The sequence below is a fragment of the Pseudocitrobacter vendiensis genome (genome assembly GCF_943590815.1).
GTDB classification, from domain to species: domain Bacteria; phylum Pseudomonadota; class Gammaproteobacteria; order Enterobacterales; family Enterobacteriaceae; genus Pseudocitrobacter; species Pseudocitrobacter vendiensis.
Window position 1 is genome coordinate 60026 of the sequence record NZ_CALSBS010000022.1, and the last position, 15698, is coordinate 75723.

At 54.6% G+C, this 15698-nt stretch carries 15 protein-coding genes and 1 pseudogene; 2 read left to right on the plus strand and 14 right to left on the minus strand.

Features of this window, described 5'->3' with window-relative positions:
• Positions 1 to 203: 203 nt before the first annotated feature.
• Positions 204 to 629 (plus strand): nucleoside triphosphatase NudI, encoded by a 426-nt coding sequence (gene nudI / locus NMC31_RS19355; protein WP_253898889.1) that lies wholly within the window; start codon positions 204 to 206, stop codon positions 627 to 629.
• Here the strand turns inward: nudI and menE are convergent.
• The 8 genes from menE to NMC31_RS19395 all read right to left on the minus strand — a co-directional run bounded on the left by menE (position 621) and on the right by NMC31_RS19395 (position 8515).
• A complete protein-coding gene (gene menE / locus NMC31_RS19360) occupies positions 621 to 1982 on the minus strand; it encodes an o-succinylbenzoate--CoA ligase (protein ID WP_253898890.1) in 1362 nt (453 codons plus the stop codon). The two genes, nudI and menE, sit on opposite strands and share 9 nt — an antisense overlap.
• Positions 1979 to 2944: an o-succinylbenzoate synthase gene (menC, locus tag NMC31_RS19365; RefSeq protein ID WP_253898891.1), complete on the minus strand. Its 966-nt coding sequence runs from the start codon at positions 2942 to 2944 to the stop codon at positions 1979 to 1981. The genes menE and menC overlap by 4 nt, the downstream gene beginning before the upstream one ends.
• A complete protein-coding gene (menB, locus tag NMC31_RS19370; RefSeq protein WP_108473603.1) occupies positions 2944 to 3801 on the minus strand; it encodes a 1,4-dihydroxy-2-naphthoyl-CoA synthase in 858 nt (285 codons plus the stop codon). Before menB ends, menC begins: the two co-directional genes overlap by 1 nt.
• 14 nt (positions 3802 to 3815) lie before the next feature.
• On the minus strand, positions 3816 to 4577 hold the full coding sequence (gene menH, locus NMC31_RS19375) for a 2-succinyl-6-hydroxy-2,4-cyclohexadiene-1-carboxylate synthase (RefSeq protein WP_149462026.1): 762 nt from the start codon (positions 4575 to 4577) through the stop codon (positions 3816 to 3818).
• Positions 4574 to 6244, minus strand: a complete 1671-nt coding sequence (gene menD / locus NMC31_RS19380; protein WP_253898892.1) for a 2-succinyl-5-enolpyruvyl-6-hydroxy-3-cyclohexene-1-carboxylic-acid synthase — start codon at positions 6242 to 6244, stop codon at positions 4574 to 4576. Before menD ends, menH begins: the two co-directional genes overlap by 4 nt.
• 78 nt (positions 6245 to 6322) lie before the next feature.
• Positions 6323 to 7615, minus strand: a complete 1293-nt coding sequence (menF, locus tag NMC31_RS19385) for an isochorismate synthase MenF (protein WP_253898893.1) — start codon at positions 7613 to 7615, stop codon at positions 6323 to 6325.
• A gap of 86 nt (positions 7616 to 7701) precedes the next feature.
• Complete coding sequence (elaB, locus tag NMC31_RS19390) at positions 7702 to 7998, minus strand: stress response protein ElaB (RefSeq protein ID WP_015963665.1); 297 nt, start codon at positions 7996 to 7998, stop codon at positions 7702 to 7704.
• 55 nt (positions 7999 to 8053) lie between these two features.
• Entirely contained in the window at positions 8054 to 8515 is a 462-nt protein-coding gene (locus tag NMC31_RS19395) for a GNAT family N-acetyltransferase (protein ID WP_253898894.1), read from the minus strand.
• Between the two features lie 50 nt (positions 8516 to 8565).
• On the opposite strand from NMC31_RS19395, the gene rbn reads away from it, so the two are divergent.
• Entirely contained in the window at positions 8566 to 9483 is a 918-nt protein-coding gene (rbn, locus tag NMC31_RS19400; RefSeq protein WP_253898895.1) for a ribonuclease BN, read from the plus strand.
• A 30-nt stretch (positions 9484 to 9513) separates the two neighbouring features.
• Here rbn and NMC31_RS19405 read toward each other — a convergent pair whose 3' ends face one another.
• The 6 genes and pseudogenes from NMC31_RS19405 to nuoM all read right to left on the minus strand — a co-directional run bounded on the left by NMC31_RS19405 (position 9514) and on the right by nuoM (position 15644).
• Complete coding sequence (locus NMC31_RS19405; RefSeq protein WP_253898896.1) at positions 9514 to 9738, minus strand: YfbK domain-containing protein; 225 nt, start codon at positions 9736 to 9738, stop codon at positions 9514 to 9516.
• Positions 9737 to 10179, minus strand: a pseudogene (locus NMC31_RS19410) (von Willebrand factor type A domain-containing protein); the annotation flags it as partial. The gene NMC31_RS19405 and the pseudogene NMC31_RS19410, both read right to left, overlap by 2 nt.
• A 399-nt stretch (positions 10180 to 10578) precedes the next feature.
• Positions 10579 to 11178 carry an HNH endonuclease family protein gene (locus tag NMC31_RS19415; RefSeq protein ID WP_253898897.1) on the minus strand — a complete coding sequence of 200 codons (600 nt, stop codon included), beginning with the start codon at positions 11176 to 11178 and terminating at the stop codon, positions 10579 to 10581.
• Entirely contained in the window at positions 11179 to 12501 is a 1323-nt protein-coding gene (locus NMC31_RS19420; RefSeq protein WP_253898898.1) for an AAA family ATPase, read from the minus strand.
• A gap of 149 nt (positions 12502 to 12650) precedes the next feature.
• A complete protein-coding gene (gene nuoN, locus NMC31_RS19425) occupies positions 12651 to 14108 on the minus strand; it encodes an NADH-quinone oxidoreductase subunit NuoN (RefSeq protein ID WP_253898899.1) in 1458 nt (485 codons plus the stop codon).
• A 6-nt stretch (positions 14109 to 14114) separates the two neighbouring features.
• A complete protein-coding gene (gene nuoM, locus NMC31_RS19430) occupies positions 14115 to 15644 on the minus strand; it encodes an NADH-quinone oxidoreductase subunit M (protein ID WP_108473595.1) in 1530 nt (509 codons plus the stop codon).
• Positions 15645 to 15698 lie beyond the last annotated feature (54 nt).

Below are 15698 nucleotides of genomic sequence, written 5' to 3' on the forward strand. Positions count from 1 at the left end.
TACTGCTGAATATCGCCAAATCCATGAACTAAAAGGGCGATCACTCTTCAAATTGTAAGTAATTGCGACTTGAAAGTATTACCAAAAGTTAAGGAATGAGGGGCTTAATATGGCCTTTTCTCTCGTTCCGGATAAAGCTCGCAAATTCCTGACGATTATCAACGTACAATCGGACTAACTCAGTCTGATATAAGGATTTACTCATGCGACAAAGAACGATTGTATGCCCGCTCATTCAAAATAATGGTGCCTGGTTACTGTGCAAAATGGCGGACGATCGTGGCGTCTTTCCCGGTCAATGGGCGCTTTCGGGTGGCGGAGTAGAACCTGGCGAGAAAATTGAAGAGGCATTGCGTCGTGAAATTCGCGAAGAGCTGGGAGAAAAACTGGCGTTAAGTCAGATTACGCCGTGGACCTTTAGCGACGACGTGCGCACCAAAACCTACGCCGATGGCCATCAGGAAGAGATCTATATGATTTACCTGATTTTCGACTGCGTCAGCACCAACCGTGAGATTGTGCTGAACGATGAGTTTCAGGATTACGCGTGGGTGAAACAGGAAGATCTTGCGAGCTACGATCTGAACGTCGCCACTCGCAAGACATTGACGCTGAAAGGGCTACTTTAATTCTTGCGCAACCCACTCTCGTAACTGATGGCGAGAGACCTTAATTCCGCTATTTTTCATCGTTTCCGGTAACCGCAGCCAGTGACACGGTTGCTGGAAGCCCGCCAGTCTACCTTTCACCCACGTCGCCAGCACAGAAAGTTCGACATCGCTTTCGCAATCCACTACCGCGACCGGGCGCTGTCCGAACTCAGGGTCATCCAGCGGAACAATAAATACCTGCGAAACCGCAGGATGCGCCACAATCACTCGCTCGACATCTTCCGGCTGGATACCTTCCCCGCCGCTAAAGAAAAGGTTATCCATACGTCCGATGATAAAGAGCTTACCGTCACGGAGCTCGCCGCGATCGCGCGTGGCAAACCACCCCTCAGCATTGACCAACGGCACAAGCGCACCATCCCGCCAGTAGCCCGAGGCCATGCTTTTCGCACGTAGCCAGACTTCACCGTTCACCAGTTTGAGCTCACGCCCGGCTAGCGGCGTTCCCACATCATCGCCGCCGTTAGCTTCACGCGCACATACGGTAGAGGCAAATTCGGTAAGACCGTAGCCGCAGAAGGTACGGATACCCATCGCGCTTGCCTGTTCAGTCAGGTCGGCTGGAATAGCCGCGCCGCCTAACAGCACGGCTTTCAGCGACAGTGGTTGTTCATCATTCAACAAACGCCAAAGCTGGGTTGGCACTAGCGAGGCATGCGTACAGCCCTGCAGCGCCTGAGCGAGTGGTCGCTCGCTCACCGCCATCTTCGCGCCCGAATAGAGCCAGCGCCAAAAAATCCCTTGTCCGGAGACATGGAACAGCGGCAACGACAACAGCCAGCAGTCATCTGCAGAAAACGAAATCAAACTTAACACACCCTGTGCGCTGGCAAGATGCGCCGCACAGGTGTGTACCGCCGCTTTTGGCAGGCCCGTGGAGCCCGAAGTGAGCGTCATGGATGCCAGTCGTTCAGGTCGCCAGCCAATATCATGGTAACCCTTTGATTCTTGCAGCGTGAGGCGCGGCAGTGAGTCGGCAAACTCACTGTTTTCCAGGTTGAGCACGTGATTCAGCGTCAACCCCGGCAGTAAAGCGTCAGTCAGCGCCGTGGGCAGACGCGGGTTAAGCGGTAAAACACGCGCCCCGCACTGTAACAATGCCAGCCAGGCCAGCACCGTTTCACCCCGGTTGCGCGCGCACAGCGCTACGCCGTCACCATCGCGTACGCCCTGCGCCTGAAAACCGGCGGCCAGCGCGTCGATTCGCTCACACAACTGCGTCCAGTGAAGCGTCTCATTGTCGAGGCGCAGCGCGGACGCAACGCCCCGCTGCTCTCGCCAGTACCGCCAGGGCCAGGTAGAAAAACTCACAGCAACGGCTCCAGCGACAGCATGTCCAGGCACGGTAGCGGGTTATCCGGCCAGCGACGAATCAGTTGCGCTTGCATCAGGTTCAACGTGTCGAGGCCCGGAATGGTGTTCGGCGTCAGCCAGGCCGCAATACGGGCCAGCTGCGTCAGCCCAAGGCTCGACTCAATGGAAGAGCTGATGACCGCCGTCAGCCCCAGCGCGTGCGCCGCCGTCACCTGCGCCTGCACTTTTTGCAGGCTACCGGTGAGAGTCGGTTTAATCACCACCGCGCGCACGCCGGGCTCAGCTTCGAAGCGGAAATCGTCATCGCGCAGGCTTTCATCCCACGCGATAGCAATGCCCGTTTCCGCAGCAAACGCGCGCGAATCATCGCGTGTTTTACACGGTTCTTCGAGAAACGCGATGCGATCGCGGAATGCCGGGTTGACATATTTGGCAAACTGCTGCGCTTTGAGCGGCGTCCAGGCGCGATTAGCATCCAGCCGCAGCTGCAACTCGGGAATCGCTTCCAGCAGCAGATTAACCACCATGCCGTCGCGTACCGCCTCGTACAGTCCGACCTTCACCTTCGCGACTTTTTCGCCGGGCATATCTGCCAGCGCCAGCACCAGTTCATCCGGGTCGCCGGTACACAGCGGCGCAGCACGATAATCTGCCGTCATCGGCAGCGTGTCGTCCAGTTCCGCCAGCGCACAACTAATGCCAAACGCCGCCGAGGGCAGGTCCGGCAACGGGGTCTCAGCGCCCTGTCGCCAGCTTTGCACCCAATTGAGTAATGCGGATTGCGCGTCGTCCAGCGTTTCACGGCTAAAACCCGGAAGTGGGGAGATTTCTCCCCAGCCTTCGCGTTCGCCGTCACGGAGCCAGACAAACAATCCGTCGCGGGTTTTTAGCCGCCGTTCGCGCAGTACCACGCCCGCGTCCATCGGTATCTGCCAGCGGTAAACCTGCGCGTACCGCATTACGGGTTCCGTTTAAATTTGCTGAAATCAGGCTGACGTTTCTGGTTAAACGCATTGCGCCCTTCCTGACCTTCTTCGGTCATGTAGAACAGCATCGTAGCGTTACCCGCCAGTTCCTGCAGGCCCGCCTGACCATCACAGTCGGCGTTCAGCGCCGCTTTCAAACAACGCAGGGCCATCGGGCTGTTTTGCAGCATTTCGCGACACCAGCGAATGGTCTCTTTTTCGAGGTCAGCCAGCGGCACAACGGTGTTAACCAGGCCCATATCCAGCGCTTCCTGAGCATTGTACTGACGGCACAGGAACCAGATTTCACGCGCTTTTTTCTGCCCGACGATACGCGCCATGTAGGATGCGCCCCAGCCGCCGTCGAAGGAGCCGACTTTCGGGCCCGTCTGACCGAAGATGGCGTTTTCTGCCGCAATCGTCAGGTCACACATCATGTGCAGTACGTGACCGCCGCCGATGGAATAGCCTGCCACCATCGCGACTACCGGTTTCGGGCAGGTGCGGATCTGGCGCTGGAAATCGAGTACGTTCAGATGGTGCGTGCCTGCATCATCCTGGTATCCACCATAGTCACCACGCACTTTCTGATCGCCCCCGGAACAGAAGGCTTTGTCACCTTCGCCCGTCAGGACAATTACCCCGATGTTGTCGTCATAGCGTGCATCGGCCAGCGCCTGAATCATCTCTTTAACGGTCAGCGGACGGAACGCGTTACGCACCTGCGGACGGTTGATGGTGATTTTGGCAATGCCGTCAGCGGATTTCTGGTAACGAATGTCGGTGTAGCCTTCAGAACAGTCTTGCCATTCAATCGGCGCGTAAAGCATAGCTTCATCAGGATAGATCATAGTGTGTCCTATAGTCAGAGATGCACAATCTGCGCCAGACACGCCACCACGCCCTCGGGGTTTTCCCGATGCGCGTTGTGTCCGGCGTTACGAATTACATGGCAAGGCGCGGCAAGCTCATCGGCTATGGCCCTGAATTTGCTGTCGCGTTCGCCGCAGAGATACCAGAATGGGAAGTTACGATCGCGCAGGGCATCGCGCAGATCGTCCTGCACGCTTAACGACGTTGCTAATAGCATAGCCGCCAGCGCGCTGCCGTCATTGTTTTGTCGTAGCGCCACCAGTGCGTCGCGCTGCGCAGACGTCAGGCTGGCAAAGACCGGCTGCCGATACCAGGCGTCAAACACCTGATTCAGCGGTTCACAGGCAAAACGCTGCGCCCAGTGATTGTCCGATTGCCAGCGCTGCGCACGTTGTTCGGCGCTTTGCAGCCCCGGATGCCCCCCCTCAACCACCACGCCCAGCAATCCTTGCCACTGATGCTGACAGGCAAACGTCATCGCAATACGTCCGCCCAGCGAATAACCCACCAGCCAGTAATTGAGGATGTTGTAACTAAGTAGCGTTGCCTGCAGCGCCGCGCTCACGTCGGCGAAATGGGTTACCCGGCAATCGGCAGAACCACCGTGACCGGGCAAATCAATATAAAGCCGCGAGGCGCGTGGGAACGCCTCGCCTACCGTTTGCCACTCACGGCAATCACCGGAGAAACCGTGCAGGAATACCAGCCACGGTTGCCCGGCATCACCTTCGCGCGCAACGGCATTTAACATCATAGATGGCTGACCTGCGCCAGCAGCTGTTGCAGGGTTTGCGCGCCATCGGTGTCGTTAACCACCAGTTCAATCACCGTGGTGGCGGGCGTACGCCAGGCTTTATCGAGCGCTGCTTCAAGTGCGGCCCAGTCCTGCGGTTGATGATAATTCAGGCCAAACATTTTCGCCGCATGTTCAAAATGCACATTCTGCGGCATGGCGTAGAAGCGTTCACGCTCCTCCACCGGGGTAGGCAGCAGCGAGAAAATCTGCCCGCCGTTATTGTTCACCACGATAAGTACGAAAGGCGCAGAAACCTGGCGCAGCAGCGCAAGCGCGTTGAGGTCATATAACGCGGAGAGGTCGCCCACAATCGCCAGGGTTGATTTGGCGCTGGCGCGCTGCACACCCGCCGCCGTTGAGATCAAGCCGTCGATACCGCTGGCCCCGCGATTGCTGTAGACCGGATACCCGGCAGGAAGCTGGCTTAGCGCGTCAATCAACCGGACCACAAGGCTGTTGCCGACAAAAAGCTGCCCCTGCTGCGGCAAATAATGGCGGATGCGATGTGCCAGTTGCGCTTCGCCGAAAGTTTCGCTAATGGCGCGGACGTTATCCCATGCCTGTTCAGCGAGACGCGGGATCGCCGTGCACCACGGCGTGCGTTTTTCTGCCGGATGCAATTCCAGCCAATGATCTATTTCGCATACCAGTCGGCGACCACGATGATGTGCCGGATCTAACCGCCCGGTGAGATTATCTACCAGCCAGTACTCCTCCGGCTCACAGGCCTGCTGCCACTGCAACAGGCGTTTGCCCGTCAAGCTGCTGCCAATCTGTACCACAATTTGCGCCTGCGCCAGTTCACTCACTGCCGCCGCATTACCCAGCCACAAATCCGCACAGGGCAACGGTTGGCCCGTTTGCGAAAGGACATCGCCAATCAGCGGCCAGCCGAGCGTTTTCGCCCATTCGGCAACCTTTTTACCCTCTTCCGCACTCATGCGCCCGGCAACCACAACGCCGCGTTTTTGCCGCCAGAAGAACCAGTCGCGCTGCTTATTGCTTTCAAGATGCAGAGATTCGCGCAGCCAGGGTTTCTCTTCCTGCCACCACGTGCCCAACGCCTGCTGCCAGTCGAGGCCCGTGTCGTCCATTTCGCCATACAGCGGCTCAGCGAACGGGCAGTTAATGTGTACGCCGCCCGCATGCAACGAGCCCAACGCGTGATCAATCGAAGAGACCAGCCAGCGAGCCGGAATATCCTGGCTCGGACGCGGCAAAGAAAGCGTTTCTGTGGGATGTGAAGCAAACATGCCCGGCTGACGAATCGCCTGATTTGCCCCACAGTCAATCAGCTCCGGAGGCCTGTCGGCAGTCAACAGAATGATTTTTTCCCCGGTGAGCCCGGCTTCAATCAGCGCCGGATAGAGGTTCGCCACCGCCGTTCCAGAGGTAACAATCACCGCGACCGGCTGGCGACTAACCTTTGCCAGCCCTAACGCCAGGTGACCCAGCCCACGCTCATCAAAATGCGTGTGATGAATAAATGTACGGTTTTCAGCGGCCGCCAGGGTGAGCGGTGTGGAACGTGACCCCGGAGCGATGCAGATATGGCGCACGCCGTGACGGGTTAAAGCTTCAAGGATCACCGCCGCCCAGCGTCGGTTGAAAGCGCTTACTGACATATGTTTGTCCGGTATCAATATTGCGACTCAGTATAAATAATACGAAACAATGAGATTTTGATATGAGTCGTTAATGTTCTACTCAGAGAACAATAAAGAACGCAGCCCCGCTGCTTTATTTTCTATTTCTTGCCATTCTGAATCGGCCTGCGACCCGGCAACAATGCCCGCGCCTGCGTAAAGCCGCACGGTGTTGCCGCTGACCTTCGCCGACCGCAGGGTAACGCAAAACTCGCTCTGACGGCGGCTGATATAGCCTGCCGAGCCTGCGTACCATTCCCGTGAGAACGGCTCAAAGCAATCAATAAAATCGAAGGCCTGTGTACGCGGTAAGCCAGAAACGGCCGCGGTCGGTTGAAGCTGCATTAAACAGCGATAATCGTTCGCTTCTTTCAGCGTAGCCTGGATAACACGACGTATATGCTGAACTTTTCTCAGGCGAACAATTTCAACGGGCAGGATATCCAGCGTATCGACGTCCCCCTGCAAACGCGCGCAGATGTCGTCCACCACCAGCATGTTCTCGCGCTGGTTTTTATCATCATTCATCAGCCACTCGGCCAGATGCTGCGCCTGAGTCGGGTCAGGATGGCTGGCGACGGTTCCTGCCAGCGCTTCAGTGACCAGTTCGAGACCGCGCCTGCGCCACAGCCGTTCCGGGGACGAGCCGAAAAAGGCCTGCCCGGCGTCAAACGCCATAAAGAAGTGATAGCAGTTGAAATTTACCCGGCGGCTGGCGGCCATTAATGCACCGGCATCGGGCGGCGTGGTGAACGTCAGGTCAGTCGCGCGCGCCAGCACCACTTTCTCGAATTCGCCGTCAGCAATAGCCAGCGTGGCTTGTTCAATCAGACCGCGCCATCCCGTTTCACCCGGGCGGTGTACCTCGCTTTCGAGCGTCAGCGCCGGGGTATGACAGATGCTTTGTGATGACAGCTGCGCAATAAACGCTTTCGCCGCTACGGCATCGGCCTGAAGTGACATTTCGCTTGCCAGGTTAACTCTTAATGAAGCATGTCCACCCTTTCGACGCCACTCCAGACGCGGCAAAAAAAAGGCTATCTGCCTGTAATTAAAGCTATTCAGACCGCAAATACGAATATCATCAGCATCATAGCGGGCGAGATAATCTTCGGCCTGCGCCAGGGAGGAAAACGAAACGGTCGCGCCAAGGGCGGCAAGTTCATCATCGCCGCTGCGCTGCTGCCACCAGAATTGCGGCCAGACTGCCTGCGCATTTAACCAGCAGAGTGGGTCAAACGCATCATTCAGGGGAAAAGGAACTTCGATAGTTCGCGTGCCGGGTGAAGCGGGAAAATCGTCCGACAGAGAGTCAGCCAGACTCTTTAGCGCAGCAGAAACGGATAGCACGCGAACCTCCCTATTCTAAAAACCGTACATTATACGGGGTACTGGTTATAAAAAGCAGTACCCATGATTAGGGAGTGTGATTTTGCTCAGCGACGGGTCAATAAAAGACCTAACACCAGCCCGACCGCAGCACCTACGCCGATACCCTGCCACGGTTTTTCGTGCACATAGTCGTCAGCGCGGTAAACCGCTTTTTTCGCCCGGTAGTAGTAAGTGTCTGAAGCATGGCTCACGCGGGATTTAACATCATGCAGCGCATTTTCCGCACGGGCTTTCAGCTCGACGTATTTCTGGTCAGCGGGATCGCCGGAAGAACGAAGCACCTCTTCCAGGGTATCGCTCAGCAGAGTCAGGTCGTCGTCAATATGTGTTTCATTCACCATAGTTTATCTCCATGTTTGCTAAACCAGTGGGATAACTATAGTCAACGCTTGCCGGTTACGCCTGCCCGACCTCGCGCGCCATCCCGACGTGCGGAATGCCATCTTCATCGTAAACATCGGTGACCGGGATAAAACCAAAGTGGCGATAAAAATTCTGCAGATGCGCCTGTGCGCCCAGATACAGCGCGCGTTCCGGCCAGTGTTGCGCGCAGCTTGCCAGCGCGCGTTCCATCAGTTGATAACCCAGTTTTTCCCCACGAACGGCAGGGCTGACGATCACCCGACCAATGGAAACGGGGGAGAAATCATCTTCACTTTTCAGAAGTCTCGCATACGCCACCAGCGTATCGCCCTGCCAGCCGAGAAGATGACGATTCTCCCCGACCAGATCATCGCCGTCGATGTCCTGATAGACACAAGCCTGCTCAACCACAAAAACTTCACAGCGTAATTGAAGCAGCGCGTACAGTTGCGGGACGGTTAAATCAGAATGGTGCAAATCCTGCCACTGAATCATGATAGGCTCCTTTATGGTTATTGTTTTTTTACCGCCATGGGAGCGGCGTTATGCAACTGACTTTTTTGGGAACATCTGCTGGCGTACCGACCCGGACGCGCAACGTCACCGCCATTCTGCTGCATCATCAGCATCCAACGCAACCGGCAGTCTGGCTGTTTGATTGCGGCGAGGGTACGCAGCATCAACTGCTGGAAACCACGCTGCATCCGGGAAAGATCGACCGCATCTTCATCACCCATTTGCATGGCGATCATCTGTTTGGCCTGCCGGGGCTGCTGTGCAGTCGTTCAATGGCGGGCAATATGAACCCGGTGACGCTGTACGGGCCAAAAGGTTTACGCGAGTTTGTTGAAACCGCGCTGCGCCTGAGCGGCTCATGGACCGATTATCCAATGGAGATAGTCGAGGTGAGCGCCGGTTTTGTGATGGATGATGGCCTGCGTAAGGTCATGGCCTATCCGCTTAATCACCCGGTCGAATGCTACGGATATCGGGTTGAAGAGCATGAAAAACCGGGCGCACTGGATGCAAAAGCCCTGGTTAACGCAGGCGTGAAGCCGGGGCCGCTGTTCCAGCAGCTTAAGGACGGGCTGTGCGTGACGCTGGAAGATGGTCGCGTGATTAATGGTCGCGACTATCTTTCGCCCGCCACACCGGGCAAAACGCTGGCGATTTTCGGCGACACCGCACCGTGTGAAGGCGCATCAGCGCTGGCACATGGCGTAGATATGATGGTGCATGAAACCACCCTGGAAACAGCGATGGAGGAGAAAGCTAACAGCCGCGGGCACTCATCAACGCGTCAGGCCGCCGAACTGGCGCGCGATGCGGGCGTGGGGCGTTTAGTGATTACGCACGTCAGTTCACGCTATGACGCCGAAGGATGTCGGCGGATGCTGGCAGAGTGTCGAGAGATTTTCCCGGCAAGCGAAATGGCGGAGGATTTTACCGTCATTATGCTGTGATCGTGACGGGGGCGAAACCGCCCCATTCGTTCAGCGCGACAGCCCCGCGGTGAGATCCACCAGCCGGACAAACTCCGTCCGGTAACCTTTCGCATCCGCGCCTCTGGCCTGCTCTGCCCATCCTGCAATCTGCTGCCAGGAGGTTTTCGCCAGTTCATCTGAACCGCGAAGCTTTTGCCCGTAAGCGGCTACCGCTGAGAGAAAACGCATATCCGTGGACGCCATTTCAAAACTGTTTTGTAACGATGTCGCCATCACCGTCCATCGAACCAGCCGTATCAATCAGGAAAACCAGATTGGCGGCGGGACGCTCGCTGCTGGCTAAGTCTTTCGCGGCAATATCCAGACGTAATAAGGTGTGCTGTTCATTCCACGGCGCGGGAGAGAGTTCGTAATGGACGGTGAAAGGATGAGAGACGGATTCACAGCCGGGTCATTTTAATATCAATGCTGCGCTCTGCGGAATTCAGCCCCTCCTGACACCCAACGTCGTTTTATCATCCGGACGTTTGCTCAAGGGAAAATAATTCAGCATTTCTTCAACCCGAACTGCATCCGGGTTAGGCAATTACCCTGGTTTAGAAAGCGACGCACATTTGCGTAGCTGGCCGTGTCCACATCGAGGCTAAACGTCGCTAGCGGGGATTGTGCGACCTGTATTACCGGATTGTCGTCGTAATGGGTGTAGCGGGAGGTATCGAACTGCGCAGAGGCACCAGCTATTGACCCCATCGAGGTATAACCTGACATCGAACCCGATCTATAGGCGAGCCTATGAGAACAACCACTGAGGGTTAAACTACATATTGATATTATTAATAGCTTATTCTTGTACATATAAAATCCTTTTTAATATTTAACAACACTGAACAGTGCAATACACCCAGCACCAGGCTTGATACGTCTAATTATTTTCAAACTCATATATTGCGGAATATCCCTGGGGAGAATAACAATCACCAATAATTAATCAATGTTATATTCATTGCGTCTATATGCAATAAAAAACAACATTTCACGACATCTTTTATAGATTATATTCAGCATGGTAAGTTATTTTAAAAACACGGACTATCTGTAGATACCCCAACACCATTAAGCATCAATTAAAAAGTAACGATAACTAAAATCATCAATAAATTCTAATCTGCCATCACGATGATGAAAATGACGTAACTCTCTTTTACGACTAATTTTCCGCACATCTAAGTTCAGACCATATATCGCGATTGTCACCTCAGCGCGACGCTGGTTTTCAGGCGCGGACAATGGATTAGGTTTCAGCTCACCCGTGACATAATTCACCCAAAAGTAATCAATAAACGCGTAGCCTGGTTGGTCGCCAACTAATAATGCTGCATCATAACCATTTTTTTTCTGTGACTGGCACGTGTCACAGCATGGATACAGATTTTCCCATTGATAAGCGAGTCGGTAAAATTGCCTTCGGGATTTAGGCTTAAAGTGTTCGAGCGTCATACGACTCTCAGCGCCTAAGCATCCTCCATCACAGAAAGCGCAATGCCCTTGCGTCATCTCGTAAAGCTTCTGTTTAGTTGTCGCATAGCGAAACCCAGAGAACCATTTGAATCGGTAGCGTTGATTATGTAATTTTTGTGCTTCGTAATGACGGCCCAGACGTTCCCAACATTCGGCAAGATAATCCGGGCATTGGCTTCGATGAAATGCGTACATTCAATCCCCCGTATATTTTGCCAATACCCGCTGCATCTGGCGTAGTTCCATCGTAACCAGGGCATTAAGTTCTTCCCCTTTAGCCTGTAAAAGCGCCGCCAACTGCATAACGTCATCTTTATTATTCTTTTCTACCATATGTTTTCGAATAGCCTCTTTAAATTCAGCAAGCTGACATTCCGTTTCTACGTCAAATTCCTCATTGATATCAAAAACTTCAGACAGGATGAGCTGATAACTCTTACCTGCGGACGAATTCATCGCGGTGATTAATTCCACAGACGCCGAATCCTTACATACATCATAGCGTTGCTCTGGTAATCGATATACCCAGGCATCTTCTACCGAGCCCACAACAAATGGAGAGTGTGTTGATACAAAAACCTGCGCGTTAGGTAAGAGAGTCTGAATTGCCGGTAAAATGCGACGTTGCCAGCTGGGATGAAGATGGATATCGACTTCATCGAGAAAGAGAATAACGGGTTGCGAAAAAATATCGCGCTGCACACGCCACGGAACGGATTCAAGACGCAATGCTAAATCGGCAATCCAGGAGATAATGGACTTCAGGCCATCGGGCAGTACATCGTATTCAATGCTCTCGCCCTCAAGCTCCACTTTTACGCTCAGCGGCGATCGTTCTAAACGAAATGATATCGTCAGCCCCGATACCTTTTTCACAAAACGACAAATCTTTAATAAGGATTCATCATAAATTTCAGCTTCACTCTCCGCTGAATCCTGGCGCGCCAGCGCGGCCTTGGTACGATTATTAGCAATCCAGTTTGCCAATACCACCGGTCTGACCGTTGCATCGAAAGATAAAGCATCTGCAAAGGGGGAAATAGCGAGTTCTTCGATTTTTGATGTATGCAGTTTTTCTCTGTTCGCGCGCTGGCCTGAATAGGCGAACGCGGCAAAATCTACGCATGCTTCAACAGGCCAATGTTCACTCTGTGAAATTAGCCTGTATGACGTTAGGAGGCTCTGTTCATCATCAACTATCGCTATTTTTCGCGTAGCGCGTTCATCCCCGGCAGAGATAACAGCACGCTCTTCGCAGAAACGACATGCAACGGATGCTTTACGGCTACGGAATCGCTGATGAAGAGATGAAAGACCCGAAGACTCGTGACTAAAAATGCCAGCAAGTGCATACAGCATGGTGCTTTTACCGCAACCGTTCGGCCCGGTAAAAATATGAATTTCTGCTTTTTTCACATCACACCTGGCGAGGCGCTGCCCTGGGAAATCAATATGTGTATTCTCAAAAACGCCGGTGTCTCTAAGCGTAACGCTCTCAATTCTGTAACGTTGTTCCATCGTTCAATCCCTGAATCGCTCTCCGTGCGTGCATACTACACCAACCGTCAGATCTGTAATCATCACGAACGCTTTTCTGCGTAATCCCTCGCAGTTCCATGCATAAAAAAACCGCCGAAATCGGCGGTTTTTTCACATCAACATCAAACTTACATCAGCGGCATCGCCATCTGCACCAGGTCGATTAACGGTTGCGGCCAGACGCCCAGCACCAGTACCAGCAATGCGGAAACCAGCACCACAATACCGCCAGCGCTGTACTGCCAGTTCGACGGCGCATCGCGGTTCAGCTGTTCCGGCGCATGCAGGTACAGGCTTACCGCCACACGCAGGTAGTAGTAGAGGCCAATTGCCGAACCGACTACCACCGCGCCAACCAGCCACCACAGGTGAGTTTGCACACCGACGGCCAGTACGTAGAACTTACCGATAAAGCCCAGCGTCATCGGGATACCCGCCAGCGACAGCATCATCACCGTCATCACCGCAGAGAGGATCGGGCGATGCCAGAACAGGCCACGGTAGGAGAAGAGCGATTCTGCGTCCGGGCCACGGTACGGGCTGGACATCAGACTCACTACGCCGAACGCGCCGAGACTGCTGAACAGATAACCCGCCAGATACACGCCGACCGCTTCCATCGACATTTCGCCGCTTTGCAGCGCAATCAGCGCAACCAGCAGATAGCCGAGGTGAGAGATAGAAGAGTAACCGAGCAGACGCTTGATGTTGGTCTGGCTCAGGGCCATCAGGTTACCGAAGATGATGGAGGCGAAGGCAATGAGGCCCAGCACCACGCGCACTGCTTCGCTGTCGCCCACTGGCGCGTAGAGGAACAGACGCATCACCACGCCGAAGATAGCGATTTTACTCGCCGTCGCCAGGAAGGTGGAAACCGGAGCTGGCGCGCCCTGGTAGACGTCTGGCGTCCACAGGTGGAACGGCACCAGAGAGAGTTTAAAGCCAAGGCCGACGATCATCATACCCAGACCCGCCAGCAGCAGCGGTTCATGCAGCATGTTATCCGCCAGGCTCTTACCGAGCGCAACGAACGACAGGTTGCCAGAGTTGGCGTAAACCAGCGCCATACCGAACAGCAGGAAAGATGATGCTGCGGCAGACAGAATGGTGTACTTGATACTCGCTTCCAGCGAACGTTTCTGACGGAAAGCATAGCCAATCAAACCGAACAGCGGCAGCGAGATCAGCTCAATACCCAGGAACAGCGCCGCCAGGTGATTGGCGTTCGCCAGCAGAATGCCACCCAGTGCGGCAATCAGCACCAGCAGGTAGAACTCTTCTTTGTTATCCGGGTAGCCTTCCAGCCATGGGTAAGCAAACGTACAGGTCGCGAGGCTCGCCAGCAACACCATGCCAGTGTAAAGCATAGCGTAGCCGTCGACGCGCATCAGCGGCGTCACATCCATTGCGCCCGCCTGGCCAACAAACCAGAGCGAAACCAGCGCCGCGTTAAGCCCGATAACCGCAAGCGTAGCGTTGAGGAAGTGATTGCGTCGCCACGCAATGGAGAGCATCACAACCACCACCGTCAAGCCGACGATCAGCAGCGGTAACAGCGCGATCAGTTGTTGTGGAGTTATTGTCATGGCGAATTACGGCCTTGTAGTTGAAACAGAATTAACAAACCACTGCTGAATATTGCCCATCGCAGAGTGTGACGTGTCCAGAATCGGCTGAGGATAGAAGCCCAGCAGAACCAGCAGCACGACCAGCAGAAGAATGATGAACAGTTCACGCAGCGACATCCCTGGCAGCTCTTTGGCCGCGATTTCACTCTTCGCTTTACCGAAGTAAGCGCGGTGCAGCATCGCCAGCGAGTAAACGGAAGCGAAAACCAGACCGAAAGTCGAGATGACGGTGATCAGCGGCACCACATGGAAGCTGCCGAACAGAATCATGAATTCACCGACGAAGTTACCGGTGCCTGGCATACCCAGCGTCGCCACGGCGAAGAACAGGGAACAGGCTGGCAACCACTTAATTTTGCTCCACAGACCGCCCATCATACGCATGTCGCGGGTATGCAGACGCTCGTAAAGCTGGCCGCACAGGATGAAGAGACCTGCCGCCGACAGACCGTGAGCAATCATCTGGATGACCGCGCCCTGGTACGCCAGTTGGCTACCGGTGTAGATAGCAATCAGCACGAAGCCCATGTGGGAAACGGAAGTGTATGCAATCAGACGCTTGATATCGTACTGAGTGAACGCCATCCACGCGCCGTAGAAGATACCAATCACGCCCAGCCACATAGCAATGGGTGCGAACTCGGCAGAGGCGTTCGGGAACAGCGGCAGAGAGAAACGCAGCAGGCCGTAGGCCGCAGTTTTCAGCAAAATACCCGCGAGGTCAACGGAACCGGCAGTCGGCGCCTGAGAGTGCGCATCCGGCAGCCAGCCGTGCAGCGGAACCACCGGCATTTTCACCGCGAAGGCGATGAAGAAGCCCAGCATCAGCAGATATTCCACGCCGTGGGACATCGGGGTTTTCAGCAGATCTTCGTAGTTGAAGGTCCAGACACCGGTCGCATTATGGTGAACAAACACCAGCGCCAGAATCGCAATCAGCATCACCAGACCACTCGCCTGGGTATAGATGAAGAATTTAGTCGCCGCCGTGATACGCGTTTTACCGTCGGACGCCTTATGGCCCCAAAGCGCGATCAGGAAGTACATCGGTACCAGCATCATCTCCCAGAAGAAGAAGAACAGGAACATATCGATGGCGAGGAATACGCCGATAACGCCGCCCAGGATCCACATCAGGTTGAGGTGGAAAAAGCCCTGATATTTCTGGATTTCATTCCACGAGCAGAGTACCGCCAGCACACCCAGCAGGCCGGTCAGTACCACCATCAGCAGCGACAGTCCGTCGATAGCCAGATGGATAGTGATACCGAAGCGTGGGATCCACGGCAGGATAAACTCAGACTGCCACTGCGGCAGGCCGGTGGATTGCGTCAGTGAGTAACCGCCTTGCAGCCACAGTTGCAGGCCAAGTGCGAGCGTCAATCCCATGGTAATCAGCGCAATCCAGCGCGGCATCTTCACGCCAAAGCGTTCAGTCTGCCAGCACAGGAAGCCGCCGATAAAGGGAATCAGTATTAGCCAGGGTAATAACATGGCGATCTTTATTCCTTGTTAAAGTCCTCTACAGGACCTGATTTTCACTTCTGA

Excerpts from the sequence above, each read along its gene's own strand:
- NMC31_RS19395 (WP_253898894.1), bottom strand. The coding sequence starts at position 8,515 with ATGATTCAGTGGCAGGATTTGCACCATTCTGATTTAACCGTCCCGCAA.
- menH (WP_149462026.1), bottom strand. The coding sequence starts at position 4,577 with ATGATGTTAAATGCCGTTGCGCGCGAAGGTGATGCCGGGCAACCGTGG.
- menD (WP_253898892.1), bottom strand. The coding sequence starts at position 6,244 with ATGTCAGTAAGCGCTTTCAACCGACGCTGGGCGGCGGTGATCCTTGAA.
- nuoN (WP_253898899.1), bottom strand. The coding sequence starts at position 14,108 with ATGACAATAACTCCACAACAACTGATCGCGCTGTTACCGCTGCTGATC.
- elaB (WP_015963665.1), bottom strand. The coding sequence starts at position 7,998 with ATGGTGAATGAAACACATATTGACGACGACCTGACTCTGCTGAGCGAT.
- rbn (WP_253898895.1), top strand. The coding sequence starts at position 8,566 with ATGCAACTGACTTTTTTGGGAACATCTGCTGGCGTACCGACCCGGACG.
- nuoM (WP_108473595.1), bottom strand. The coding sequence starts at position 15,644 with ATGTTATTACCCTGGCTAATACTGATTCCCTTTATCGGCGGCTTCCTG.
- NMC31_RS19405 (WP_253898896.1), bottom strand. The coding sequence starts at position 9,738 with ATGGCGACATCGTTACAAAACAGTTTTGAAATGGCGTCCACGGATATG.
- nudI (WP_253898889.1), top strand. The coding sequence starts at position 204 with ATGCGACAAAGAACGATTGTATGCCCGCTCATTCAAAATAATGGTGCC.
- NMC31_RS19415 (WP_253898897.1), bottom strand. The coding sequence starts at position 11,178 with ATGTACGCATTTCATCGAAGCCAATGCCCGGATTATCTTGCCGAATGT.
- menC (WP_253898891.1), bottom strand. The coding sequence starts at position 2,944 with ATGCGGTACGCGCAGGTTTACCGCTGGCAGATACCGATGGACGCGGGC.
- NMC31_RS19420 (WP_253898898.1), bottom strand. The coding sequence starts at position 12,501 with ATGGAACAACGTTACAGAATTGAGAGCGTTACGCTTAGAGACACCGGC.
- menB (WP_108473603.1), bottom strand. The coding sequence starts at position 3,801 with ATGATCTATCCTGATGAAGCTATGCTTTACGCGCCGATTGAATGGCAA.